This is a genomic window from Polyangiaceae bacterium (genome assembly GCA_015075635.1).
Taxonomy (GTDB): domain Bacteria; phylum Myxococcota_A; class Polyangia; order Polyangiales; family Polyangiaceae; genus JADJKB01.
In genome coordinates this window covers 2235386-2259975 of sequence record JABTUA010000003.1, presented here as the reverse complement: position 1 = coordinate 2259975, position 24590 = coordinate 2235386, and the positions used below count along the sequence as shown (strand labels likewise).

The following is a 24590-nucleotide window of genomic DNA, read 5'->3' as shown; positions in this document are numbered from 1 at the left end:
GTGAGCTACTTCCGCTTCTTCTTCGCCGGGGCCTTCTTCTTCGCCGGGGCCTTCTTCTTCGCCGGGGCCTTCTTCTTCGCCGGGGCCTTCTTCTTCACCGGGGCCTTCTTCTTCACCGGGGCCTTCTTCTTCACCGGGGCCTTCTTCTTCACCGGGGCCTTCTTCTTCACCGGGGCCTTCTTCTTCACCGGCGCCTTCTGCTTCGCGGCAGGCTTCGCCTTCGCCGGGGCCTTCTCCTTGGCGGCGGGCTTCTCCTTCGCCGGGGCCTTCTCCTTCGCGGCAGGCTTCTCCTTCGCCGGGGGCTTCTCCTTCGCGGGAGGCTTCTCCTTCGCGGGAGGCTTCTCCTTCGCGGGAGCCTTCTCCTTCGCGGCAGGCTTCTCCTTCGCGGCAGGCTTCTCCTTCGCGGCAGGCTTCTCCTTCGCGGCAGGCTTCTCCTTCGCGGGAGCCTTCTCCTTCGCGGCAGGCTTCTCCTTCGCGGGAGCCTTCTCCTTCGGCGCAGCTTTCTCCTTCGCCGGGGCCCTCGGCTTGCGCGTGGTCTCCGCCGGCACGTCCCAGCCGTCGTCCACCACCTCCAGCGCAGCCGGCTCGGCGGGACCGAAGCTCGGCGTCCTTGGCGCCCCGGGCAGCTTGGGGATCGGCGGCAGCTTGCCGTTTCCACCCGGCTTTCGGGCGCTTGGCGCCAGCGTGACGCGCAACAAGTCGCCCAGATCGACGCCCGCGGCCTCGGCGAAGGCCCGCCAGTCGAAGCCCATCTCGTCGGCCATGGCGAAGTAGCGTGTGGCGTCCACCACCGAGCGCGGCGCACCCGCCCCGAGCGCGTACATCACGCCGAGGGTCGCTGCCGCGCGGCCGTGCCCCGCCCGGGCGGCTTTGTTGTACCAGTACACCGCTTGCTCGGGATCCGCGGGCTGCCCGCCGCCGCCCGTGGCGTAGAGGCCACCGAGGTTCGACATCGCGCGCACGTTGCCGGCCTTCGCCGCGCGCTCGCACCACTCGAGCGCTGCTGCGGGATCCGCTTTGCAGCCGAGCCCCTGCGAGACCATCGCGTAGACCTCGAACATCGCGTCGGCGTGTCCGCGCTCTGCAGCCTTGCGCTGGAGCTCGAGGCTGTGCTCCAAGTTCTTCTTCTGACCGAAGCCATGGAACGCGAAGAGCCCGAGCAGGTGCTGCGCCCGGGGTTCCTTCTCCGCACGGCTCGCTAGCTCCACCGCTCGCTTGGCTCGGCTCTCGTCGCGCCCGAGCCAGATGGCCTCCGCTGCCGCCAGGCAAGCCTCCGGCACGCCGGCGCTCACCGCCTGCTCGCGCGCCTTCTGCACCAGCGCTCGGGCTCGCTCCAAGGTCTCACCCGAGACCGGCTCGAGGCCGATCATGGCGTCCGTGTCGCGAAACTCGAGCGCCAGCGCCGTCGCTTCGGCGGCCTCGAAGAGCTTGGCCCCGTCCGCGCCGGCGCCCAGGAGCTTCTCGAGAGACTTCAGCTTTGCGGCGAGGTCCACCTGCCTGGGATCCATGGGCCGACTCTACTACGGGCCGAGGACCATGGAGCCGACTGGTGTGCAGGTGAAGTTCTGCGAGCTCGGGTACTCCGTGATGTTGCAGGTCGGCGTGCTCGCCAGCTGGCCCTGGCACCCATAGAAGCCCCAGGACCCCCCACCCAGGCTCTGCTGGGGCGGACACTGGTACATGGGCACGACCTTGCCCCCGGGCGGAGCGGTCGGCGGCGAGGCGGCCAGGGAGATCTTGCCGGCCGCCGTGCAGTTGAACGCCTGCGTGGTCGGCGCTTCGATGATGGTGCAGGTCGGCGTGCTCGCGAGCTGGTTCTGGCAGCCGTAGAAGCCCCACGACCCTCCGCCGAGGCTCTGCGACGGCGGGCACTGGTACATGCTGACCTGCGTCGTCCCCGGTGCGGCCGGCGCGGTCGCCGTGACCAGCGCCAGCTTGCCGAGCGGCGTGCAGTTGAAGCTCTGCGAGCTCGGGTACTCGATGATGGTGCAAGTGGGTGTGCTCGCCACGTGACCTTGGCAGCCGTAGAAACCCCAAGACCCGCCGCCAAGGCTCTGCGACGGCGGGCACTGGTACATCTGCACCTCTTTGCCCGCGAGGCAGCGCCCGAAATCGCAGACCTTGCCGCTACCGCACTGGGAGCTCACCGTGCAGGCCGTGCAGGCCCCGTTCACGCAGGCGTCCGTGCCGCTGCACTGGCTCGCGAGCGTGCAGGCTCCGCAGGTGCCGCCGACGCAGGCTTGCCCCTTGGGGCAGTCGTCCGTGGTCGAGCACGCGCCGCACTTTCCGCCCACGCAGGCTTGGCCCGAGGTGCACTGACTGGCGCTGCTGCACGGCCCGCACACGCCGCCGACACACGCCTGGCCTGGCTCGCAGTCGGAGTTGGCGGTGCAGTTGCCACAAGCACCGCCGACACACGCCTGGCCTGCGGGGCAATCGCTGGTCTTCGCGCACGGTCCGCAGGCTCCGGCCTGGCAGATCTGCCCGGGCGCGCACTGCCCGGCGCTCTCGCAGGGCTTGCAGCTGCCGTTGTCGCAGACCTGGCCGCCGCCGCAGTCCGCGCTGCTGTCGCAGGGCCCGCACTTGCCGTTCACGCACGCCTGTCCGGTCGCGCAGGCGCCCGCGCCGCCACAATCGCCGCACTTGCCCGAGGTGCACGCCTGACCTGCTGCGCAGTCCGCGTTGCCGGTGCAGGGCTGGCAGATGCCCGCGACGCAGGCCAACGCGTTCGGACACGGCGAGGTCGCCGTGCAACCACCGCAAACCCCATCCGTGCAGATCTTCGACAGGCAGTCCTCGATGGCCTTGCACGCCTTCTTGTCGGCGCAGGGCGGGCAAGTGCCGCCGCAGTCCACGTCGGTCTCCGTCTCACCCTTCGCGCCGTCGTTGCAGCTCGGGAACACTTGCGTCCCGCCGCTGCCGCCGGTCGCTCCGCCGGTGCCACCGCTCGCGCCGCCGCTGCCACCGCTCGGAGTGGACCCTCCGTCCTCGGTGCTACCGGCGCAGGCGACGGCGAGGGTCGCGCACGCCACGAACGCTCCGAGGGCCTTCCACATCACCACCATTTCAGCCCACTCTGCGGGTTTCCGCAAAGGGTCTAGGCCTGCGCACCCCGACCTACAGCGGCCCGCAGGCTCTTCACCAGCTCGGACACGACGCGAACGCGGGCGGCGCCGTCGGAGGCAGCGGCGATCGCCTTCACGACCGTGCTCCCCACCACCACCCCGTCCACCCCCGCGCGCGCGAGGAGCCGGGCCTTCTCCGGAGAATCCACGCCGAAGCCCACCACCACCGGCAGCCCCGACCGGGCCGAGACGGCGCGCGCTCGCTCGGCAGCGCGCTCGAGCGGCGCGTCCCCGAGCCCGGTCACGCCGGTCGCCGACACGTAATAGACGAAGCCCCGAGCGCCGGAGAGCACGCTCGCCTCGCGCTCCTCGCTGGTGGTGGGCGCGATCAGCGGCACGACGGCGATGTCCTCGCGGCCGAGCCCCGCTCGGAGCTCCGCGCCTTCTTCCGCAGGCAAGTCGACCACCAGGAGCGCGTCCACCCCGGCGGCAGCGAGCGCACCCGGCAGGCGCGCTTCGCCGAAGGCGATCAGCGGGTTGAGATAGGTGAACAAGACCAGCGGCGCGCTGCTCCGTTCGCGCAAGCGCGTCGCCAGCTCGAGCGCCGCCGAGAGCGAGCCGCCGGCCCGGATGGCGCGCTGGCTCGCCGCGGCGATCACTGGGCCATCTGCGCTGGGATCGCTGAACGGCACGCCGAGCTCGAGCACGTCCGCTCCGGCTTCGAGCGCCGCGCGCGCGCAGCCGAGCGAGTCCTCCAGGCTGGGATCGCCGACGGTCAGGTAGATGACCAGCGCGGGACGGCCCGCACCTCGGCACGCCGCGAAGCACTCGTCGAGGCGCGCCACGCTCACCGGGTCGCCTCCTCGAGCGTACCCAGATCCTTGTCGCCGCGCCCGGACAGGCAGAGCGCGAAACGCGCCGCGCGACCCAAGCGCTTGCGCTCGGCACGCGCGATCTCGGGCAGAGCGGCGAAGGCGTGCGCCGTCTCGAGCGCGATCAGGATGCCCTCCGTCCGCGCCACCAAGTGCGCGGCGGCCACGGCCTGCGAGTCGGTGACGGCCGAGTAACGCGCGCGGCCCGAACGCATCAGCGCGGCGTGCTCCGGACCCACGCCCGGGTAATCGAGGCCCGCGCTGATCGAGTGGGCTTCCAGGATCTGACCGTGCTCGTCCGAGAGCACCAGCGTGCGTGCGCCGTGCAGCACGCCGACCCGCCCCTGGGTCAAGGTCGCCGCGTGCCGCCCCGTCTCGACGCCTTCACCCGCGGCCTCCACGCCGTAGAGCGCCACCTCGTCGTGGATGAAGGCGCGGAACATGCCGATGGCGTTCGAGCCGCCGCCGACGCAGGCCACGACGGCGTCCGGCAACCCGCCGGGGCCTTCGGCCCACTGACTGCGGGCCTCGTCGCCGATCACCCGCTGCAGCTCGGCCACCAGCGTGGGGTACGGGTGCGGCCCCGCCGCGGAGCCGACGCAGTAGTGCGTACCGGCGACGTTGGTCACCCAGTCGCGCAGCGCTTCGTTCATCGCGTCCTTCAGCGTGCGCGAGCCGCTCTCGACGCTGAGCACGCGGGCGCCGAGCATCTTCATGCGCGCGACGTTGGGCGCCTGCCGGGCGACGTCCACCGCGCCCATGTACACGTCGCAAGGCAAGCCCATCACCGCGGCGGCCGTCGCGGTCGCGACCCCGTGCTGGCCCGCGCCGGTCTCCGCGATGATGCGCGTCTTTCCGAGCTGCTTCGCCAGGAGCACCTGGCCGAGGGCGTTGTTGATCTTGTGGGCGCCGGTGTGACAGAGATCCTCGCGCTTGAGCCACAGCTCGCCGAGCTCGGTCCCGCTCGCGTCGATGGCGCGGGTCAGCCGCTCTGCGCGCCAGAGCGGCGTAGGGCGCCCAACGTAGGAGCGGAGGAGCTCGCGCCACTCGCGCTGAAAGGGCTCACCGAGCACGATTTCGTGGAAGGCCCGCTCGAGCTCGAGCAGCGCCGGCACCAACGTCTCTGCGACGAAACGCCCGCCGAACTCGCCGAAATAGCCGGGCTGCATGCCGCTCACTGCGCGGCCTCGTCCGGAGTGAGCCGACACGCGATGGCGACGCGCGTGACCTTGGCGCTGACCTTGGTGGGCTCGGTGGGCGCCTCGCTGAACTCGGTGGACACCGCCATGCGCCCGTCGCCGCGGCCGCTCGCGGGCAGGCGAAAGTCGTGGAGCACTCGTCCCCCGTCGCCGCCCTCCACGATCACCTGGAAGACGCGCTCCGTACCCTCGGCGGCTGGCGCTCGGATCACGAGGGAGTCGTAGCTCGGTCGTGCGACCACCAGCATGCGCTTCCTGGAGGCGTCTTCCACCAGGTAAACGCGGACCGGGTGGTCGAGCTTCCCCCCGTCCCTGTCGATGCACGCCGCGGTGCGGTAGCTCGCGACGCAACGCCCCGGCGGCTCGCGACCCGGTGGCGCGGTCTCGCCGCCTCGGAGCGCGGGGGCGCCGCAAGCGACGGCGGCGAGCGCGAAGAGCAACGGGACGCGCATGGGCGGGGACTCTAGCTCTCCCCCGCCCGACGCGCCTCTGCCACGAAGGCGCGGACCAGAGCTTCGGCCTTCACCCCGGCCGAGCGCTCCACCCCGCTCGCCACGTCCACGCCCCAAGGTGCCACGGCCCGGACGGCGGCCGCGACGTTGCCCGGAGTGAGGCCCCCGGCCAGGATCACTCGCCGGCGGCGCGCGAGCCCGCGGACCCATCCGGGGTCCACGCGCTGCCCGGTGCCGCCGAGCTGCCCCGCGACCTTTGCGTCCAGGAGCAGGCGCTCGCCCCCGAAGCGCGCCGCGTCCTCGGCGTCCAGCGCGCTGCCGACCCGAACCGCCTTGAACGCCGCCGGCAGGAGCGCCGCCAGCAGCCCCGGGGGCTCGTCGCCGTGGAGCTGGAGCGCATCGAGGCCGAGCTCGTCGCGCAGACGGCGCGCTTCCTCGAGCCCCAGGTCGGCGATCACGCCGACGATCTCGACTCGCCCCCGGCAGCAGGCGACGAGGGCCTCGGCCAGAGCGCGCTCGACCCGTCGCGGCGAGCCCGGCACGAAGTTCAGACCGATGGCGTCGGCGCCGGCATCGACGGCCAGCTCGGCGTCCTCGACGCGGGTGATGCCGCAGATCTTGACCCAGACGCTCACTCGATCTTCAGGAGCTCTTTCACCGTCGCGATCACCTGCGGAGCCTGGATGGGCTTGGTGATGTAGGCGTTCGCGCCGAGCTGGAGCGCCCGCTGCCGGTCCTCGTGCGAGCCCTCCGTCGTGATGATGACGATGGGGGTGTCCTTGTGAACCGGATCGCTGCGCACCCGCTTGACCAGCTTCAGCCCGTCCATGATGGGCATGTTGATGTCGGTCACGATGATGTCGTAGCGAGCAGACGCGAGCTTGCGTAGGCCGTCGACACCGTCGTCCGCCTCCGTCACACGGAGGTTCTTCACGCGGGCGAGCGCGAACACCAGAAGCTGCCGCATCATCGGCGAGTCTTCGACAATCAAGCAGGAGTATTCCGCCATTTTCACACGCTGAGGTCGATGAAGGACTCGAGGCCCGGGAACTTGCGATCCGCCTGGGCGAACAAGCTGGCGCTGACGAGCGCCGCCGCCGCGTGCTGGCCCAGGAGCTTGAACAGCTCGAAGTCGATGGTGTCGAAGCGCTTCTTCTGCGAGAGCGTGCTGAAGATCGCGATCACTCCGACACGCTGGTCGTCCACGGTGAGCGGGATGACGGCGGCCGGGGCTTCGTGGCTGCCCTGGCTCGGGTCGCGCTCCTCGTCCACCGCGGCCTCCCCGCTCCGAAACACCTCCCCGAGCGGGCCCCGCTCGACGCTGACCGGAGCGACCTTCTCGCCCGACACACCCTCGAAGGCGATGGGGACCAGCTCGTTCTTGTCCGCGCTCGACAGGTACAGGCAGTAGCGCTCGGCGCCGACCAGCTGGGCCAGCACCTCCTTGATGCGACGCATGACCCCACGCGGAGACAGGCTGCCGTGGAGCTGGTTGCTGGCCACGAACAGGTTCGCCAGGTTGGCGAACTCCGCCTCGATCTCCTGGACGCGGGCGCTGACCTCGGTCGAAGCCGCCTCGGCTGCATGGAACCGGGACAGAAGCTCGCGCTTGTCGGTCTCGAGCTGTTGGATTTTCTCGAGCAGCTCGCGGACCGCCGAGTCGGCCTCGACCTTGGCGCGCAGGCTGGCGTTCTCGCTCTCCAGCTCCCGGAGCCGGGCTTCCAGGCGCTCGTGCTCGCGGGTGAACTCCTCGGTGATGCGCGTGCCCTTGGAGATGCTGTGAAGCAGCTCGTCGCGCTCGCGCTTCAGATCGGGCGGCGGAGAATCGCTCGATCCGCCCCTCCGGCCTTTCTTGTCGTTCACCATCGCCTCGAAATTCGCGCGTCTCGGACCGCTCCGGCGCCCGGAGACCGTATCACGCCGCTGCCGGCTCCACCACGGCCTCTGGTCGAGAGCTTTACTCGCGTCGCCGAGCTTCCGTAGACTGCCCCGAGCGGCCCCATGTCCGACATCCCCGACCACCTTCGAGCCATCGACGAAATGCTGGAGGCGGGCGACTACGACGCTGCCAGGAGCGAGCTCGACGAGGCCGGGTCGAGCCCACCCGTCGAGGTCCTGCGCATCAAGCTCTCGCTGTACGACGAGTCGGTGCCGCCGCCCTTGGCGATGCAGAAGCTGATCCAGCTGATGCGGCAGCACCCGGACGTGGCCGGGGGCAAGGCTCTGTACCAAGAGGCCTCGAGCCGCGCGTACCAGCACCGGCAGTCCAGCGTCTCGCACTCGCACCCGCCGCCGCCGGTGCGGCCCACGGACCCAAAGGACGAGGAGTGAGCTCCGAGCGGCTGCGCGCTCGGCCGTTCTTGTGGGGACTGTTCGTGGTGAGCGCCTCGGTGCTCGCGCTCGAGGTCCTCGATACGCGCCTGCTCTCGGTCCTGACCTGGTACTCGCTGGCGTTCCTGGTCATCGCCATGGGCCTGTTCGGGCTCACCGCGGGCGCCGTGTCGGTCTACCTCAGGAGCGCGGACTACGACCCCGATCGGCTGGCGAGCTCGCTGGCCAAGGACGCCTTGTGGATGTCGCTGGCGGTGCCGGCGAGCTACGTGCTGCTCTTGATCGTGCCGCTGCGCGCCGAGAGCGTGGCGACGGTCGTGCCGCTGTTCGTGTTCTTCGCGGGCGCCATCGCGCTGCCGTTCTACCCCGCGGGCAAGGTGGTGGCCGCCGCGCTCACCCGCTCGCCGCTGCCGGTCGGGCGGGTCTACGCGGTCGATCTGCTGGGAGCGGCCCTCGGCGCTCCGCTGTGCCCGCTCCTGCTCGAGCGCCTGGGCGGCGGCAGCGCGATCCTCGCGGTGGGCGCCCTGGCGGCGCTCGGCAGCTACTGCTTCGCGCGGGCCGCGGACGACTCGCGGGCAGCCCGCACGGCCCTGATCGTGCTGGCCGGAAGCGTGGCCCTCAGCGCCGGCAACGCCGCCACCACCCGGGGGCTGGTCCCGCTCTGGGTCAAGGGGCGGGCCGAAGCCCGGGACGACATCGTGCTCGAGCGCTGGAACAGCCACTCGCGGGTGATGGTGACGCGGGCGGTGGAGCTCCCGGCCGCGCTCTGGGGCAAGGGGGAGCGCTGCGGCCCGCGCGTCGTGCTCCAGCGAGGTGTGGAGATCGACGCCCACGCGGCGACCCCGCTCTACTTGGTGGGCAACGACCTCGAGGCCCTGCGCTTCATCGAGTGCGACGTGACCAACGCCGTGCACCGCATCCGACCGGACGGCGCCATCGCCATCATCGGTGTGGGGGGCTCGCGGGACATCCAGGCTGCGCTGCTCGCGGGACACGCGCCGGTCGTGGGCATCGAGCTGAACCGAGCGCTGCTCGATCTCCTGAAGAGCGATCTGGGCAGGGACACCGGCATCGCGTCACGGCCCGAGGTGCGCCTGATCCACGACGAGGCGCGCAGTCAACTGGCGCGGCACCCGGAGCGGTACCGCGTAATCCAGGCCTCGCTCATCGACACCTGGGCCGCGACCGGCGCCGGCGCGCACGCGCTGGGGGAGAACGGGCTCTACACCGTCGAGGCGTTCCGGCTCTTCCTCGAGCGCCTGGAGCCCGGGGGCGTGCTCACCGTCTCGCGCTGGGCCAGCATCGAGACGCCGCGCATGGTCGCGCTGGCGGTCGCCGCGCTCTACGAACGCGGCGTGCCGAACCCCCGAGAGCACATCGCGCTGCTCGGCGCAGGCCCGGTGGCGACCCTGCTCGTGGGGCGCGATCCCCTCACCGCGGACGACATCACGAAGCTCGGAGCGTTGGCGGGCGAGAAGGGGTTCCTCGTTGCGGCGCTGCCCGATCGCGAGGCGGTGCAGAAGCCGGTGGAGCACATCCTCGGCGCCGTCAGCCGCGCCGATCTCGACCGCCGCACGCTGACCCGAGCGCTGGACGTGCGCCCGACCACCGACGATCGCCCGTTCTTCTTCAACGTGGTGCGGGTCGCGGCGATGACGCAGGCGCTGTCGCCGGAGCTCTTGGGCCTGATCGAGGGCAACCTGCTCGCGACGCGCACGCTCGGTCTCGCGCTCTTCGCGTCACTGGTCCTGGTGGTCGTCGCCATCGCGCTGCCGCTCCGAAGTCGCGCCCGCCCGGAGGGCCGCGTCGATCGGCGCCTGGTGGCGGCGCTCTGCTACTTCGCGCTGATCGGCGTCGGCTTCATGCTCGCGGAAATCGCGCTGCTCCAGCGCCTGTCGCTGGTGCTGGGCCACCCGAGCTACAGCCTGATGGTGGTCCTGGCCAGCTTGGTCAGCGCCATGGGCGTCGGCTCGTTCATCAGCGACCGCCTACCCCTCGACGAGAAGCCCTGGTGCTACCTGTACCCGGTGGTCCTGGCGCTCCTGCTCGGCGCGGTCGCGCTCGGCTGGGAGCAGCTCGTCGGGGGCGTCGCCGCCGCGTCCACGCCCGCGCGCATCGGCTTCGCGATCGCGATCTGCGGCGTCCTCGGCATCGCGCTGGGCTCCGCCTTCCCGGCGGGGATGCGCCTGGTGAAGAAGAGCCACCAGAGCGAGACGCCCTGGTTCTGGGGCATCAACGGCGTCGGCAGCGTGCTGTCGTCGAGCCTGGCCATCTTGCTCGCCTTGTCCTACGGCCTCACGACGCTGCTCTCAGTGGCCGCCGCGCTCTACGTCCTGCTCGTGCCGGCCGTCGCGGTCTTGGTACGCTCCGAGGCGTGATGACGTCGAGCGGCTGGCGCGGCTGGCTCGCGAGCCCGCGAGCGCTCCTCTGGCTCGCGCTCGCCGCCTGCCTGCTGGTCACTCCGTCGCTGGGAGCTGGCCTCTGCACGGAGGACTGGGTGCTCCGCGACAACGCCCTCGAGTCGCGCGCCGGAGTCAACCTCTACTCGGCGCTCTCGAGCGCCGCGGACGTGCAGGCGGCGCAGGCGGCGGGCGTCTTGCCCTGGCTCGCGTCACCGGATCTTCGCCTCTCGTTCTTTCGCCCGGTCTCGTCGCTGTGGGCACTCTTCGACTACCGAGTGCTCGGCGACGCCGTTTGGCTGATGCACCTCGAGAGCATCGCGCTCTACGCGGCGCTGGTGGCCTTGGCGGCACGGCTCTTCCGCCGCCTGATGCCCACACCCTGGATTGCCGGGCTCGCCGCACTGCTCTACGCCGTGGACGACGCCCATGGCCACGCCGTCGGCTGGCTCGCGAACCGCAACGCGCTGCTCGCGTCGGTGTTCGCCGTGGCGGCGCTGTCGGCCCACGATCGCCTCCGGCGCGAGGGCTGGCGTCCCGGCGCGTGGCTGGCCCCGGCGTTCGTGGCGCTCGCGCTGGGCTCGAGCGAGCTCGGGCTCGGCGTGCTCGGGTACCTCGCCGCCTACGCGCTGTTCCTCGATCGCGGATCCGGGCGCGCGCTCGCGCTCCTGCCGGCGGGGGCGGTCGCGCTCGGCTGGGCGGGGCTCTACCTCGGGCTGGGTCACGGCGCGGTCGGCTCCGGGATCTACCTGGATCCCCTGCGCGCCCCGCTCCCGTTCCTGACTGAGCTCCCCGGCCGGCTCGGCGCGCTGTTCGCGGGCCTGCTCGGCTACCCGAGCGCGGACGCCTGGGTCGCGCTCGGCGATCGCGCGCACCTCGGGCTCGCCCTGGGCGGCGCGGCGCTGCTTTCGCTGCTCGTCCTCGGCCTGGCCGGCAGCTTGTCGGCGCCGGAGCTCCGCTTCGGTCTCGCGGGCATGTTGCTCTCGCTCGTCCCTCTGGCAGCGACCTCACCCAGCGATCGCACGCTGTTCCTGCCAGGCCTGGGCGCGGCGCTGTGCTTCGGGACGCTCCTGTCGCGCGCCGTCGAGCAGGCGTCGCTCGGGATTCGGCTGCTCGCCGTACCGTTCGGCGCGCTGCACCTGGTCGTGGCGCCGGTGCTCCTGCCCTGGCGCTCGCTCACCATGAGCCGCTATCACGACCGCGTCGTGGCGGGCGTCTCCGGCGCCTACGCCAGCGTCATCTCCGCTGACGAGCTGGTGATCGCGCTGAACGCGCCCGACTACTACTACTGCTCGCTCCTGCGCCCGCTGCGCCGCCACGTCGAGCGCGGTCCCGCGCCGCCGGTGGTGTGCCTGGCGGCCGGCCCCGGCAAGGTCGAGGTCGAGCGCGTGGACGACAACGCGCTCGCGCTGCGCGTTCCCGGGGGCTACCTGGAGCACCCGTTCAACCGGCTTTTCCGCGGCCGCAGCCAGCCGTTCCGCGCCGGCGAGAGCGTCTACACCGGCCCGCTCGAAGCGCTGGTCACCGAGGTCAGCGAGCGCGGCGAGCCGCTGGCGGTGACCTTCCGCTTCAACTGGCCGCTCGGCAGCGAGAAGCTCCGGTTCGTCGGCTGGGACGGCGCGCGCTTCGTCCCGTTCGCCCCGCCGCGCGCGGGGGAGAAGCGCCAGCTCGGAGCCGCACCGTGACGTCGGCGTATCGCCAGGGACCGCCGGCGCTGCCGCCGTTTCGCGTCGTGCACGGGCCGTTCCCGCTGCGCCTCGGCCGCATCCTGGCCGGCGCCGGCTTCACGCTGGTCGCGTCGCTGTTGCTGATGCTCGGGCTGCAGCGCCAAGAGCTCTCGTGTGGGGGAGCGCCGGACTCCTGGTGCGTGGTCTCCGAAGGCGTGTTCGAGCCACAGCCGGTAGCGCGCTTTCCGCGACGCGAGCTCACCGGCGTCAGCGTCGAGTCACGCTGGGGCGGCAAGGGCAACACGACGGAGTACGGGCGCCCGGTGCTCGCGGTCGGAGGTCGTGGTTACCGCCTGCGAGAGGTGGACGCCGAGCGCGCGCGGGAGATCGCCGCCGAGGTCGAGCGCGCGCGAGCATCGGGCACCGCCATCGGGGTGAAGCTACGCCAGTCACCCTGGCTCCTGGTGTTCGGCCTGGCCATGCTCTCGGGCGGGCTCGCCGTGCTCCGTTCTGCGTTCCGCGGCGCGGGCCGGCTGATCCTCGACGTCGAGCCGTCGGAGCGCCGGCTCTCGGTCCAGCGCCGCGTGCTCGGCATCCCCGGTCGCAGCACGGCCTTCGAGCTGTTCGACGTGGATGAGGTCGTCGTCGAGCAGAGTGACGAGCGCGACGTCTGGAAATCCAAGGCGGGCGCCACCCGCCCCGTGGGCCGGCTGATCTTGGTCTCCGCGAGCGGAAAGCGGCAGGAGCTCAGCCGGCAGTCCTTCCCCGGGCGGACGGTGCACCTTCGGGCGGCGGCCGCGCTGCGCCGAGGCTTCGGCCTCGAGCCTGGTCCGCTCGAGAAGGAGCTAGACGCGCTCGAGCGCATCCGGGAGCGACCGAGCTGGGCCGCGAACATCGGGATGTTCTCGCTGATCTGGATGGGCGCCCCGCTCGGCCTCCTCTTGGGCATCGCACTGTACGGCGGCGTCGGGCTCGCGATCGGCGCCTTTCGCATGCAGGACCCGCTCTCGCCGTACGCGCTCGTGTTCGGCGGCGGGCTCGGCGCCGTCGCGGGCGCGGCGCTCATGCTCCGCCTCGCGCGCGCTCGGCCGCCGCCTTGACGCACGGTGACGTCGAGCAGCTGGTGTGCGAGGCTGCGAAACCATGAACTTGCGCCTCGATCGCCTGGCCCAGCGGCTCGAGACCGAGCGCCTCGTGCTGCGCGCGTTCGAGCCCGGCGACGCTCCCGCGCTCTTCGAGCTCGTCCAGGCGAGCCGCGCCCACCTCGACCCCTGGCTGCTCTGGCCGGGACGCATGAGCTCGCTCGAGGCGGTCGAAGCGTGGGCCGCCCGCCCGTACGACGGTAGCGAGAGCAACCGCCTGGGAGTGTTCACCAAAGACCGAAACGAGCTCTTGGGGGCGGCAGGCCTTCGAGCACGGAGCCTGGAGCCGGGCAGCAGCTGGTTGTACGTGGACGTGAGCTACTGGCTCGGGCCCCACGCTCTCGGGCAGGGCTACGCAACGGAAGCAGCCCGCCGCCTGGCAGAGCACGCCTTCGACGACCTCGACGCGCCGCGCGTGGAGATCCGCACCGAGCCCCACAACGAGCGCAGCAATCGCGTCGCGGAGCGCCTCGGTTTCCGGTTCGAGGGGGTGCTGCGCGCGGTCGGCCAGCGCCGCGGTCGGCCCGCCGACTTGGCGCTGTTCGCGCTGATCGCGGGCGAGCGTGACGTGCTCCGCTCGGTTCAGCGCCCGCGCTGACGCGCGGAAGGCATCGGCGGCGGCTCTTCGGGGGTGGTCGGCGACGCGACGAGCCAGGCCCCGGCCGCGATCAGCGCGGCGAGCAGCAGGAACGCGGCCACCAGCCCCAAGGCCCACGGACCCGATGCGCTGCTGCGCTGGGGCGCCAGCGAGCCCGGCGGCAGCGACGGGTAGACCGGTGCCGACGTCGGCACCGCGGCGAAGACGGGCGAGGAGCCCGGGGGCACCGACGGGTAGACCGGCGCCGATGTCGGCACCGCGGCGAACACCGGTGAGGAGCCGAGCGGCGCTTGGAACGCCGGGGTCGAAGTCGGGACTGCCGCCAGCGCCGGAGGCGGACCCATCACGGCGGTCTCGCCGTCCGGATCGTCGATCAGCGTGCGCGGTGTCGCCGACGGCAACGCCTCCAGCATGGCGCGCGCCGTCGCGAAACGTCGCCCGGGGTGCTTGTCGGTCGCGCGGACGATGGCCGGCCCGAGGGACGAGCTCAGCACTCGCTCCGAGAGCGGGACTGGGTCGGAGGACACTTGCGCGAGGCACACCTCGATGGTGGAGCCGCGGAACACCGGCGCCCCGGCGAGCATCTCCGCCATGACCAGGCCGACCGAGTAGAGGTCGGTGGCCGGCGTCACCTCCTCACCCCGAAGCTGCTCGGGGGCCATGTAGCGCGCCGTCCCGACCACGACGTCGGTGGCGGTGAGCTGGGTCGCGTCGCGCCCGGAGCGCTTCGCGATGCCGAAGTCCAGGACCTTCACGAAGTCGTGACTGCCGGCGTAGTCGCACAAGAAGACGTTGGCGGGCTTGATGTCGCGGTGAATCATCCCGAGCTCGTGCGCGTCGGCGAGCGCCTCGAGCATCGCGCGGGCCACACGCGCAACGACCTCGGCCGGCTGCGGGCCCCGCTCCTCCAGGAAGCGCCCGAGCGAGCGCCCTTCCAGGAGCTCGAACGCGATGTAGGGCAGCCCATGTGCGTCCTCGCCCCAATCGTGCAGGCGGACGCTGTGCGGATTGGCGAGACGTTCCCCCAGCTCGGCTTCGCGGCGGAAGCGATCGCGCCCGACGCCGTCGAGCTGCTCGGGCAAGAGCAGCTTCAGCGCGACCACACCACCACCCTCGAGATCGGCGGCCCGGAACACCGCGCCGTGGCCCCCCTGCCCCAGCCGACCGTCGATGCGGTATCGACCGGCGAATACCTCGCCGCTAGCCGGCAGGAAGGTCATGGCAGCGATCGCGAGGCTACCACGGCGACCTGAGTCAGGAGCCCGTCGCTTCGACCTTCGAGCGTCGTCGTCGCGATGATGCCGAGCCACACCAGGCCGAAGACCAGACGCACCCGATTCCAGTAGGTCTTCGCGCCGCTCTGCCCGTAGGGAACCAGGACCGCGAGCGCCAGCGCGGGACCCACGTAACGGTGCAAGAAGAGCGTGGCGAACGCAGCGGTCAGGAGCATCCAGACCCGGAGCAGCGCGAGCGTCGTGCGCTCCCCCAGCTTCACCGCCGTGGTCACGACGCCGATGTCGGCGTCCTCGCGCCGGTCCCGCAGCACCTGGATCAGCTCGAACGCTCCCGAGAACAGGCCGAGCTCGGCGACCAGGAGCCAGCCCAGCGGGCGGTCGAGGGGCACGGCGCAGAGCGCCATCGCGCCGCCGCACACCGCCATCACCAAGACGTCCGCGTACGCCACGCGCTTGACCTTCGCCGAGTAGAGCCAGCACAGCCCCTCGCCCAGGACCAGAGCCAGGAGCAGACCGGGGCTCCAAGCGAGCGCGAGCACAGAGAGCAGCGCGCCGAGCCCGATCTGCACGCCGAGCGCGGCGCGCCGGTGCTCCGCTAGGAAGCGCGTCTTCGCCTCGGCGCGGCCCGTCTCGAGGTCGCGCTCCAGATCGCAGTAGTCGTTGGTCAGGTACGCCAGCAGGTTGAGCAAGAGCGCGAAGCCCGTGCGGACCGCCACGTCGGCGATGGGCAACCTGAGCGCGACCATGACCGACACGGCCCCCGCCAGGTTCGCCATCTCGAGCCGGCGCAGCCGGAAGACGACGACGTCGAGCAGGATGCGCAGCGCGGCCGACATCGAGTGACCAAGCTAATTGAGCTTACAGCGCATTGGAAATCGGCAATGCTCGCGAGCCGATGCCGAGCACCACCGGGAAGAGCCTCGTCGTCGTGGCGCTGCTCGCCGCGGTCGCCTTGTGGCTCCACTGGCCGTCGCTCGACGCGGGCCTGGCCGCGGACGATTTCCTGAACCGGGCCATGCTCGACGGCGAGTACCCGGTGGCGCGGATGCCCCTCGATCTGTACTCGTTCCTCAGGCGGCCGGGGGAGCTCGCCCCGCTCCAAGACGGCGGCATCGCCCCCTGGTGGAGCCACCCGGATCTGAAGCTCAGCTTGCTCAGGCCCCTGTCGAGCGCGCTGCTCTGGCTCGACCACCGCGCCCTCGCGCTCGGTCCCCGGGGCCAGCACGTCCACTCCCTGCTCTGGCTGGTCGGCCTGGTGTTCGCCTACTTCCTGCTGGCGCGGCGCCTGCTGCCCGAGGGCGCGGCGCTGATCGCCACGGCGATCTTGGCCTTCGACTCGGCGTTGGTCGCGCCCATCGCCTGGATCTGCAACCGCACCGCGTTGATCAGCGCCACCTTCGGCGCGCTCGGCCTGTGGGCGTACCTGCGCTTCCGCGAGGAGCGCTGGCGCCCCGGCGCGCCGCTCGCCCTCTTGGGCTTCGGGCTGGCGCTCGCCGGGGGCGAGTACGCCATCTGCGCCCTCGCCTACGTGCTCGCCTTCGAGCTCTGCAGCCGGGGAGAGCCGCTTCGCGAGCGGCTCCGCGGGCTCTCCTTGGCGGCGATCCCGGCGGCGCTCTACCTGGCGGTCCATCTCGCGCTCGGCTACGGCGCCAAGGGCTCGGTGGTGTACATCGGCCCGTTCGACAGCCCAGGGCAGTTCCTGAGCGAAGTCGCGCTGCGCGTCCCCGCCATGATCGCCACCGAGGTGCTCTTGACTCCGGGCGAGCAGTTCTACGGGAAGCTGCTCTCGCGCTCGCCGGAAGCGCTGGGCGCGCTCGTGCCCATCGCCTTGGTGCTCGCCCTGGTGGCCGGAACGTGGCGGCGCGCCGACGCCCAGAACCGCCGACGCCTCGCCACCGCGGGGCTCGGCATGCTGCTCGGCATGCTGCCGCTCGTCGGCACGATCCCTTCGGTGCGCCTGCTGCTCATCACCAGCTTCGGCGGCAGCGCGCTGCTCGGCGCGGCCATCTGGGACTCCGGGCTGCTCCTGCTCGTGAGCGCCGAGCGCCGCGCGGGCGCCTGGCTCCGCGGGCTCGCCACGATCCCCGTCGCCATCGTGCACCTGGGGTTCTCGGCTCGCTTCACCCACGACCACGCCTACTTCTGGAAGAACATCGTGGGCACAATCCGCGCCAAGCACCTGGCCGCCGAGATCGACGACCAGCAGGTCGCCGGCCAGGAGCTGGTGCTGATCAACGCGGCCGGCGAGATCGCCGCGCTGATCTACCCGCCCTGGGTGCGCCACTTCCACGGCTCCCCGCTGCCCAAGCGCTGGCGCGTGCTCGGCATCGCGAATTCGCCGCAGCGCGCCCTCAGGGTCTCCGACGACACGCTCGAGCTGAGCGTCGAGCACGGGCACATGTTCGAAGATCCGACCTCGCAGATGTTCCGGCGGCCCACGCTGCCTTTCCGTCCGGGCGATCGCGCGACGCTCCCGGGGCTCGACGTCACCGTGCTCGAAGTGGAGGGCTGGGCACCGAAGCGCGTGCGCTATCGCTTCGAGAGCAGCCTCGACGACCCGAACCGGGTGTTCCTCTTGCTGGAGAACGGCCGCATGCGCCGGGCGTTCATGCCAGAGGTCGGCGGCGAGTTCGTCGTCCCGCCGTTCGGCTGACTTCACTCGTCCTCGTCGTCGTCCGCCGGCTCGACTGCCGCGGCCTCCGGCTCCGCGTCCACCCGGGCCTCGCCGCCGTCCGTGCCCGCGTCGTCAGGCGGTCCGACCCGACCGCGCATGCGCTGGACGTTGGCCTGAAGGAAGGTCGCAGTCTGGTCGTGCCCGTCTGCGTCCATCCAGGTCATCGTCAGGTGCGAGGTCGAGCTGAAGCGAGCGGCGATGATGCAGGCCGTCAGCCGGTCGATGGTGACCTCTCCGTCCGCGTCGCCCCGCAGGTTGACCAGCGTCGCGGTCAGGCCTGGCTCGGTGGGATGCGGCACCTCCTGGCGCGGCGCCTGGTGGCGCACGCGGACACCGATTCGGGCGGTCTTGGCGCCGAGCTCGACCAGCGTCAGATCCGCGACCTGAAGCGATTTGACGCCGCGCGCCTCGAGCGGCGCGCTGAAGCGCCAGCGCGCCCCGAGCCCCACCGGCGTGGGCGGCAATCGGAACGGGAAGAAGCGCTGGCCGCTCAGCGCTTCGTCCAAGATCTGCTTGATCTCCGGCGGAGGCACGACGCCGCCGACGTGCTCGGTGGTCACCTCGACCAGCTCGCCACTCTCGGCGATCAGCGAGCGGGTGGTCAGGCCCCGGAGCAGCCCGAACGCCGCGTTCAGCTTCGCCATGAAGTCGGCGGGCGCCGCCGGGTTTCGTATCTCGATGCGCTCGAGGGTCGCGCGCTCCTCCACCAGTCGCAGCTTCCTCCCGTCCTTCTCCACGACCAGCGGGTCGGCGGTGCCGCGCTGCACCTCCACGGAGAGCTTCAAGACCGAGGTCGGCGCCTTCGCTGGAGCCTCGCCGCTCTTGCCGAAGGAGCCGTCACTCTCCGTCTCGAGCTCGTAGTGAAGGCCTGCCCAGCGTCCGATCTCCAGCTTGACCCGGGGCTCGGCGCCGGCGCTCATCACCTCGACCCCCGCCGGCGTCTCGTCGGCGCCGGCGCCGGCGGTCGTCGCGGGCTTCTTCTTGCCGCACATGAAGTCGCAGCCGGGTCCGAGCAGCGCGAGCACCAGGATCGCGCGCACCGAACGCCTGAGCTCCCGCTTCATGGCGCCCGAAGCTAACACGCGGCGGAGGTGGTAGGCTCCGCCGGCGTGTTCCTCGAGAGGCAGACCTTCGCGGGAATTCTGGTCCTGCTCGCGTCCTCGGCTTGTGACGACCCGCCGCCGAAGCCGGAGCCGCGTCAGCCGCCTCCGGGCAGGGTCGAGCTCGTCCAGGCAAGCGCCGGAGCCGACGCCCTGGCGACGATCGCGCGCGAGGCCGCCCGCGCCCAGCGCGACGGCAAGAAGCTGGTCGTGTATGTCGGCGCGCCGTGGTGCGAGCCCTGCGTGCGCTTCCACGACGCTGCGGCTGCGGGTCGTCTCGACCAGACCTTTCCCGAGCTGCGCTTGCTCGAGTTCGATCGCGACCGCGACGAGGCCGAGCTCGGCAAGGCCGGCTGTCTCTCGCGCCTGATCCCGCTGTTCGCGCGACCGAGCCCCGAGGGTCGCTGCTCGGAGCGACGCATCGAGGGTTCGATCAAAGGCGAAGGTGCAGTGGCCGAGATCACGCCGCGGCTGCGCGGGCTCCTCGAGTGAACCATGCTACGCTGATGCGATGTTCGTCGCGCGCTTGCTGGCGGTGCTGGTGACGGGCACACGCGAGCAGCGCGCCTCGGTCTTGCACGAGGCCATCTTGCTCCGGTTGGCCGACGGCACGTTGTGCCAGGGCCGCCGGCAAGTCCTGGCCTCCCTCGACCGCGGACGCGACTCGACGTATCGGCTGCTCGACGCCAGCCCGGACTCGCTCAGCGTGGCGCTGGAGGTGCCCGACGTACCCGGCTACCTGACCTTCACCCTCCACGGCGAAGCGCTCGACGGTCGCCTGATCGCGGTGCACGTCGAGGTGTGAGGTCAACCGGCTTGGGTGAGCCAAGCCGAGAGCTCCGGCGAGACGACGCGCGGCGCGCGACGGAGCAAGCCGAGCGACTTCGCCCCGACCAGCAGCATGGCGGTGCGGAGCTCCGCCTCGATGCGCTCGAAGAACGCGCTCGCGCCCTCCGCGCCGCCGCTCTCGAGCGCCTTCAGCACGGGTCTCGCCAGACCCGCGGCGCTGGCACCGAGCGCCACCGCCTTGGCGACGTCGAGCCCGGTCGCGACGCCGCCGGTCGCGAACACGGTCTGGAAGCCAAACCCGCTGCACAGCCCGAGACTGGCTGCGGTCGGAATGCCCCACTCCCAGAAGGTCTCGCCGAGCGCGCGGCGGGTTGGGTCGGAGCGTTGGGTCTCGACGGCAACCCAGCTCGTTCCGCCGGCCCCGGAGACATCCACGTGCAGCGCCCCCGCGGCACGGAGCCTCCGCGCCACGCCCGCCGAGATGCCGCAGCCGGTCTCCTTCACCACCACGGGCACGGGCAGCTCCGCCACCAGGCGCGCGATGGTCTCGAGGCCACCGCGAAAATCGCGATCTCCGCCGGGTTGCACGGCTTCTTGGGCGGGGTTCAGGTGCAAGCACAGGGCGTCGGCGCCGACGGCTCGGACGAGCTCGGCGACCTCGTCGGTGGACATGCGGGTGGCCTGAACCAAGCCGACGTTTCCGAGGAGCAGCACGTTCGGCGCGACCTCCCGCACGGCGTAGGTCGGCGCGACCGACGGGTCCTTGTGCATCGCGCGCTGGCTGCCCAGGCCGAAGGCGTAGCCGCGAGCCTCGGCCAGCGCTCCCAGCTCGCGGTTGATGCGCTCTGCGCGCTCGGTGCCGCCGGTCATCCCGGCGATCAAGATCGGCGCGCGGAGCGTCTTGCCCAGCACGCTGACCGAGGTGTCGATCTCGTCCATCGAGAGCTCGGGCAGCGCGTCGTGCACGAAGCGGATGGCCTCGAACAGGGTGGTGGTGCGGTGGAAGCCGACGTCGCCGGTGGCCGCGAGGTCGAGGTGGTCGTCCTTGCGCTTGCCGATCTCGCTCATCGATCGCGAGCGGGCCACACATGCCGGCAAAAGAGAAGTCCGAGACGGCGGGCGCCGGGCATTGACAGGCCCCGGCGCGCTTCCTAGGCTTCCTCGGAAAATGCCTAAGAGGTCGAGGACTTCCACGAGGGGTGGGGCTCGCCGGCGCCCGCCGAAGGCGAAGGCGAAGGCCATCGCCATGAACCCCTTCACCTCCCTCCTGACCGCGGTGAAGCGAGACGTGGACTCGCGCCTGGCGGGTTACCTCGACGAGCACCTGGCAGCCGCCAAGGCCTTCGGGCCCGGAGTCACCGAGATGGTGTCCGCGCTGCGCGATCTCACCCTGCGCGGCGGCAAGCGCGCGCGGGCGGCCCTCTTGGTGGCTGGCTACCGTGCCGCGAGCACGGGCGCCAGCCTCGAGCCCGCGCTGGATGCCGGGGTCGCGCTCGAGCTCCTGCACGCCTACTTCCTGGTGCACGACGACTGGATGGATCACGACGAGACCCGGCGTGGCGGACCGAGCGTCCACGCGGCGCTGGCGCGCCGGCTGCGGTCGCGGGAAAAGGGCGAGGCCTCGGCGATCTTGGCCGGAGACTACGCGGTCGCGCTGGCCGCGGACGCGCTGGCGCGCGTGGACGTCGCCCCCGAGCGCATGGGCCGCGTGCTCGGCTGCTTCGCGGAGATGCAATTGGCGGCGGTTACCGGGCAGCAGCTCGATCTGTTGGCCAACGCTGCCGACGTCGAGAAGGTCTACGAGCTCAAGACCGGCAGCTACACCATCCGCGGACCGTTGCGCATGGGCGCGCTGATGGCGGGGGGCAGCGCGCGCCTCTTGACGGCGCTGGATCGCTTCGCGCTCCCCGTCGGCATCGCCTATCAGCTGCGCGACGACCTTCTGGGAGTCTTCGGCGATCCGAAGGCGACCGGCAAGCCTTTCGGCAGCGATCTGCGCGCCGGCAAGAACACCGTCGTGCTGCTCACGGCGCTCAAGCGCGCTCGCGGCCGGGACCATCGCCTGCTCAAGGCGGTGATCGGCAACGCGAGGGCCACGAAGGCGGAGCTCGAGCAGGCCGTGGACGTCATCGAACGCAGCGGTGCCCGAGAGCTCGTCGAGAAGCGGATCGAAGAGCTCACCGCCTCCGCGCTCGAGGCGCTCCAAGCTGGCCGCCTGCCGCCCAGCGGGGCCCTGCTGCTCGAGGGTGCCGCTCGCGTGCTCACCCTCAGGCGAAACTGATGGCCAGGGCCTGCGGCAAGGTCATCCTGCTCGGCGAGCACGCGGTGGTGTACGGGGTGCCGGCCATCGCAGCGGGCATCGAACGCGGCGCCGAGGCCAGCGCCCAGCACGCGGAGGTCTCTCTGCTCTGGCTCGGCGAAGCACGCATCAGTGCAGCCGACGACAGCGACCTCGGTCGCGCGTTCGCCGCGCTCGTGCGCGAGCTCGGGGCCGCGCCCGCCGTGGTGCGAGCGACCTCTGAGCTGCCGGTCGGCGCGGGTCTGGGCTCCTCGGCGGCGCTCGGGGTCGCCATCGCTCGCGCCGTGCTCGAGCTCGGGGGTGGCGGACCGGAAGCGCGCGTGCTCGCCGCCGCGTCGGCCTGGGAGCGCGTGTTCCACGGCAACCCGTCGGGGATCGACACGGCAGCTGCGGCCCACGGAGGCTGCATCTGGTACACCAAGCAGGGCGGCACCGAGCCGCTGGCGCTCGGCTCGACGCTCACGCTGGCCATCGCCGTGGCGGGCCCGCCGGCGAGCACCAAGGCCATGGTCGAGTCGGTGGCGCGGCTCGGGGAGCGCCGCCCCGAGGTGTTCCGGAAGTCGCTGGCGGGCATCGAGTCGCTGGTGAAGAACGCTCGCCTGGCGCTCGAGGCCGGTGACGTGACGGGGCTCGGTCGCTTGCTCGACTTGAACCAGATGTTGCTCTCCGGCCTGATGGTGTCGACGGAGGAGATCGAGACCGCCTGTCGCGTCGCGCGAGAGGCCGGGGCGCTCGGCGCGAAGCTGACCGGGGCGGGCGGGGGCGGCGCGGTGATCGCGCTCTGCGAGGCCGATCCCGAGCCAGTGCTGGACGCCTGGCGGCGCCAGGGTCTCACCTGCTTCAGCACCCGCGTCGCGGCGAGGGTTGGTGGCACATGAAGCCGGTTCGCGCCGTCGCGTGCTCGAACATCGCCCTCGCCAAGTATTGGGGGAAGGCAGACGTCGCCCGGAACCTGCCCGCCACGCCCAGCCTCTCGCTCACGCTGGCCGGCCTGCGCACGCTCACCGAGGTCGAGCTCGACCCGAGCCTCGGCGCGGACGAGGGCACCCTCGGCGACGCGCCGCTCGCGGGGCGCCCGCTCGCCCGCGTGGTCGAGCTGCTCGAGCGCCTGCGCCAGCGCGCCGGCGTCTCGACCCGCGCGCGCGTGGTGAGCAAGAACGACTTCCCAACGGCGGCGGGGCTGGCCTCGAGCGCCTCGGGCTTCGCGGCCCTCGCCCTCGCCGCATCGCGCGCCTACGGGCTCGAGCTCTCGCTGGAGGAGCTGAGCGCCGTGGCGCGCGCGTCGAGCGCCTCGGCGGCGCGCTCGCTGTTCGGCGGCTTCGCCGCGCTCCCCGCCGGCGCCGAGCGCGCCGAACGCGTCGCGGCGGTCGCTCACTTCCCGCTCTCGATGGTGGTCACGCTCACGGCGAAGGGACCGAAGTCCGTCGGCTCCACCGAAGGCATGCAGCACACCGCGGCGACCAGCCCCTATTACCCGCCCTGGGTCGCGCACGCGCCGGCGCTGTTCGAAGAGGTGCGCCAGGGCGTGCTCGGTCGGGACATCGAGCGCCTCGGCGCGGCGATGGAGCAGAGCGCGCTGATGATGCACGCTTCGATGCTCGCCGCGAGCCCGGCAGTGATCTACTTCCAGCCCACCACGCTGGCCGTCATGACGGCGGTGCGCGAGCTGCGGCAGGCGGGAACGCCGGCGTATTACACGATGGACGCCGGGCCCCACGTCAAGGTGCTGACGCTGCCCGAGCACGCCGCGCGGGTGGTGCAGGCCGTCGAAGCCGTGCCCGGCGTGGAGCGCAGCATCGTGACCGGCGCGGGCCCGGACGCCGCGCTCACCGACGAAGATCCGCGGAGTCTCGCGTGAAGGCCCGCGCCCCGGGCAAGCTGGTGATCTCGGGCGCGTACGCGGTGCTCTATGGCGCGACCGCCGTCGTCAGCGCAGTGAGTCGCTACGCCGTCGCGGACACGGCGCGAGCAGCCGAGCTCGTCACGCCCGAGGTCCAGGCAGCCATCGGTCCGGCTCCGGCGCCTTGGTTCGACGCCTCCGAGCTCAGGGGCCCTCGCGGCAAGCTCGGCCTCGGCTCGAGCGCGGCCATCTTGGTCGCCTCCCTGGCGGCCCTCGAGCTCGCCGCCGGGGGCGCGAGCGACGACGGCTCACTGGCGCGCGCCGTGCTCGAGCGAGCGCTCGCCGCGCACCGCGCCGCGCAAGGCGGCGGCAGCGGCGTGGACGTCGCGAGCAGCGCCCATGGCGGCACGCTGCTCGCCTGGCGCGAAGGTGAGACGCTACGGACCGAGCGCGTCGGCTTGCCGCCCGGTCTGGTCTGGGAGGTGTGGGCCGGCGGTCAGCCAACGTCGACGGCCTCGTTCGTTGCCGAGGTCGCCGCGCTCGCGGCGCGCGATCCCGGGACCTTCTCCGCCGAGCTCGACGCGCTCCGCCTGCACGCGGAGGGCGCGGCACAGGCTGTTCGCGAAGGAGATGCAAGGCGCCTGCTCGCGCACCTCGCGGGCCAGCGGCAGGGCCTGGCTGGGCTCGGCCTCGCCGCGGGCATCCCGATCGTGACGAGCGAGGTCGAGTCGCTCGGAGCGCTCGCCGAGCGCGAGGGCGCGGTGGTGATCCCGTCCGGGGCTGGTGGCGGCGACGTCGCGCTCTTCGTGGGCTCCGAGCCACCGTCTGGTCCTCTGGTGGCGCTGAGGGAAGAGCTCGGACACCAGCGACTCGAGCTCTCCTTGGAGGCGCGCGGCGTGCATGTGTGGGACGGCCCGTGATAAGACCC

24 protein-coding genes are annotated in these 24590 nt (G+C 71.9%); 12 read left to right on the top strand and 12 right to left on the bottom strand.

Features of this window, described 5'->3' with window-relative positions:
- Window positions 1-5 precede the first annotated feature (5 nt).
- Genes HS104_40825 through HS104_40790 form a run of 8 tightly spaced genes read right to left on the bottom strand, consistent with a single transcriptional unit; the run spans window position 6 to window position 7451 of the window.
- On the bottom strand, window positions 6-1508 hold the full coding sequence (locus tag HS104_40825; protein ID MBE7486302.1) for a sel1 repeat family protein: 1503 nt from the start codon (window positions 1506-1508) through the stop codon (window positions 6-8).
- A gap of 12 nt (window positions 1509-1520) precedes the next feature.
- Entirely contained in the window at window positions 1521-3056 is a 1536-nt protein-coding gene (locus tag HS104_40820) for a hypothetical protein (GenBank protein MBE7486301.1), read from the bottom strand.
- A gap of 41 nt (window positions 3057-3097) precedes the next feature.
- Window positions 3098-3916 (bottom strand): tryptophan synthase subunit alpha, encoded by an 819-nt coding sequence (locus HS104_40815; protein MBE7486300.1) that lies wholly within the window; start codon window positions 3914-3916, stop codon window positions 3098-3100.
- A complete protein-coding gene (trpB, locus tag HS104_40810; protein MBE7486299.1) occupies window positions 3913-5106 on the bottom strand; it encodes a tryptophan synthase subunit beta in 1194 nt (397 codons plus the stop codon). The genes HS104_40815 and trpB overlap by 4 nt, the downstream gene beginning before the upstream one ends.
- A 5-nt stretch (window positions 5107-5111) precedes the next feature.
- Complete coding sequence (locus tag HS104_40805; GenBank protein MBE7486298.1) at window positions 5112-5588, bottom strand: hypothetical protein; 477 nt, start codon at window positions 5586-5588, stop codon at window positions 5112-5114.
- An 11-nt stretch (window positions 5589-5599) separates the two neighbouring features.
- Entirely contained in the window at window positions 5600-6223 is a 624-nt protein-coding gene (locus HS104_40800; GenBank protein ID MBE7486297.1) for a phosphoribosylanthranilate isomerase, read from the bottom strand.
- A complete protein-coding gene (locus tag HS104_40795; GenBank protein ID MBE7486296.1) occupies window positions 6220-6597 on the bottom strand; it encodes a response regulator in 378 nt (125 codons plus the stop codon). The genes HS104_40800 and HS104_40795 overlap by 4 nt, the downstream gene beginning before the upstream one ends.
- Window positions 6598-6599: 2 nt before the next feature.
- The gene (locus tag HS104_40790) at window positions 6600-7451 is read right to left on the bottom strand and encodes a GAF domain-containing protein (GenBank protein MBE7486295.1); all 852 of its coding nucleotides are present in this window, start codon (window positions 7449-7451) and stop codon (window positions 6600-6602) included.
- A 138-nt stretch (window positions 7452-7589) separates the two neighbouring features.
- Between HS104_40790 and HS104_40785 the strand changes: the two genes are divergently transcribed.
- Genes HS104_40785 through HS104_40765 form a run of 5 tightly spaced genes read left to right on the top strand, consistent with a single transcriptional unit; the run spans window position 7590 to window position 13725 of the window.
- Entirely contained in the window at window positions 7590-7919 is a 330-nt protein-coding gene (locus tag HS104_40785) for a hypothetical protein (GenBank protein MBE7486294.1), read from the top strand.
- On the top strand, window positions 7916-10297 hold the full coding sequence (locus tag HS104_40780; protein MBE7486293.1) for a hypothetical protein: 2382 nt from the start codon (window positions 7916-7918) through the stop codon (window positions 10295-10297). The genes HS104_40785 and HS104_40780 overlap by 4 nt, the downstream gene beginning before the upstream one ends.
- A complete protein-coding gene (locus HS104_40775; protein ID MBE7486292.1) occupies window positions 10297-12003 on the top strand; it encodes a hypothetical protein in 1707 nt (568 codons plus the stop codon). The genes HS104_40780 and HS104_40775 overlap by 1 nt, the downstream gene beginning before the upstream one ends.
- Complete coding sequence (locus tag HS104_40770; protein MBE7486291.1) at window positions 12000-13085, top strand: hypothetical protein; 1086 nt, start codon at window positions 12000-12002, stop codon at window positions 13083-13085. The genes HS104_40775 and HS104_40770 overlap by 4 nt, the downstream gene beginning before the upstream one ends.
- Before the next feature lie 43 nt (window positions 13086-13128).
- Window positions 13129-13725, top strand: a complete 597-nt coding sequence (locus HS104_40765; GenBank protein MBE7486290.1) for a GNAT family N-acetyltransferase — start codon at window positions 13129-13131, stop codon at window positions 13723-13725.
- Here HS104_40765 and HS104_40760 read toward each other — a convergent pair.
- Window positions 13710-14945, bottom strand: coding sequence for a protein kinase (locus HS104_40760; protein ID MBE7486289.1), 1236 nt, complete (start codon window positions 14943-14945; stop codon window positions 13710-13712). The two genes, HS104_40765 and HS104_40760, sit on opposite strands and share 16 nt — an antisense overlap.
- Complete coding sequence (locus HS104_40755) at window positions 14942-15796, bottom strand: UbiA family prenyltransferase (protein MBE7486288.1); 855 nt, start codon at window positions 15794-15796, stop codon at window positions 14942-14944. Before HS104_40755 ends, HS104_40760 begins: the two co-directional genes overlap by 4 nt.
- A 59-nt stretch (window positions 15797-15855) precedes the next feature.
- On the opposite strand from HS104_40755, the gene HS104_40750 reads away from it, so the two are divergent.
- Complete coding sequence (locus HS104_40750; GenBank protein ID MBE7486287.1) at window positions 15856-17613, top strand: hypothetical protein; 1758 nt, start codon at window positions 15856-15858, stop codon at window positions 17611-17613.
- 2 nt (window positions 17614-17615) lie between these two features.
- On the opposite strand, the gene HS104_40745 is transcribed toward HS104_40750, so the two are convergent.
- Window positions 17616-18698, bottom strand: coding sequence for a hypothetical protein (locus HS104_40745; protein ID MBE7486286.1), 1083 nt, complete (start codon window positions 18696-18698; stop codon window positions 17616-17618).
- A 45-nt stretch (window positions 18699-18743) separates the two neighbouring features.
- Here HS104_40745 and HS104_40740 point away from each other — a divergent pair, with 45 nt between their 5' ends.
- Both HS104_40740 and HS104_40735 read left to right on the top strand, forming a co-directional pair.
- Entirely contained in the window at window positions 18744-19226 is a 483-nt protein-coding gene (locus tag HS104_40740; GenBank protein ID MBE7486285.1) for a thioredoxin, read from the top strand.
- A 19-nt stretch (window positions 19227-19245) separates the two neighbouring features.
- Window positions 19246-19539: a hypothetical protein gene (locus HS104_40735; protein ID MBE7486284.1), complete on the top strand. Its 294-nt coding sequence runs from the start codon at window positions 19246-19248 to the stop codon at window positions 19537-19539.
- A 2-nt stretch (window positions 19540-19541) separates the two neighbouring features.
- Here the strand turns inward: HS104_40735 and HS104_40730 are convergent, their stop codons facing one another.
- The gene (locus HS104_40730) at window positions 19542-20591 is read right to left on the bottom strand and encodes a type 2 isopentenyl-diphosphate Delta-isomerase (protein ID MBE7486283.1); all 1050 of its coding nucleotides are present in this window, start codon (window positions 20589-20591) and stop codon (window positions 19542-19544) included.
- A gap of 178 nt (window positions 20592-20769) precedes the next feature.
- On the opposite strand from HS104_40730, the gene HS104_40725 reads away from it, so the two are divergent.
- The 4 genes from HS104_40725 to HS104_40710 are packed head-to-tail and all read left to right on the top strand — an operon-like array spanning window position 20770 to window position 24582.
- On the top strand, window positions 20770-21804 hold the full coding sequence (locus HS104_40725; protein ID MBE7486282.1) for a polyprenyl synthetase family protein: 1035 nt from the start codon (window positions 20770-20772) through the stop codon (window positions 21802-21804).
- The gene (gene mvk, locus HS104_40720) at window positions 21804-22700 is read left to right on the top strand and encodes a mevalonate kinase (protein ID MBE7486281.1); all 897 of its coding nucleotides are present in this window, start codon (window positions 21804-21806) and stop codon (window positions 22698-22700) included. The genes HS104_40725 and mvk overlap by 1 nt, the downstream gene beginning before the upstream one ends.
- Window positions 22697-23680: a diphosphomevalonate decarboxylase gene (gene mvaD / locus HS104_40715; GenBank protein ID MBE7486280.1), complete on the top strand. Its 984-nt coding sequence runs from the start codon at window positions 22697-22699 to the stop codon at window positions 23678-23680. Before mvk ends, mvaD begins: the two co-directional genes overlap by 4 nt.
- Window positions 23677-24582: a hypothetical protein gene (locus HS104_40710; protein ID MBE7486279.1), complete on the top strand. Its 906-nt coding sequence runs from the start codon at window positions 23677-23679 to the stop codon at window positions 24580-24582. The genes mvaD and HS104_40710 overlap by 4 nt, the downstream gene beginning before the upstream one ends.
- The last annotated feature ends 8 nt before the right edge of the window (window positions 24583-24590 follow it).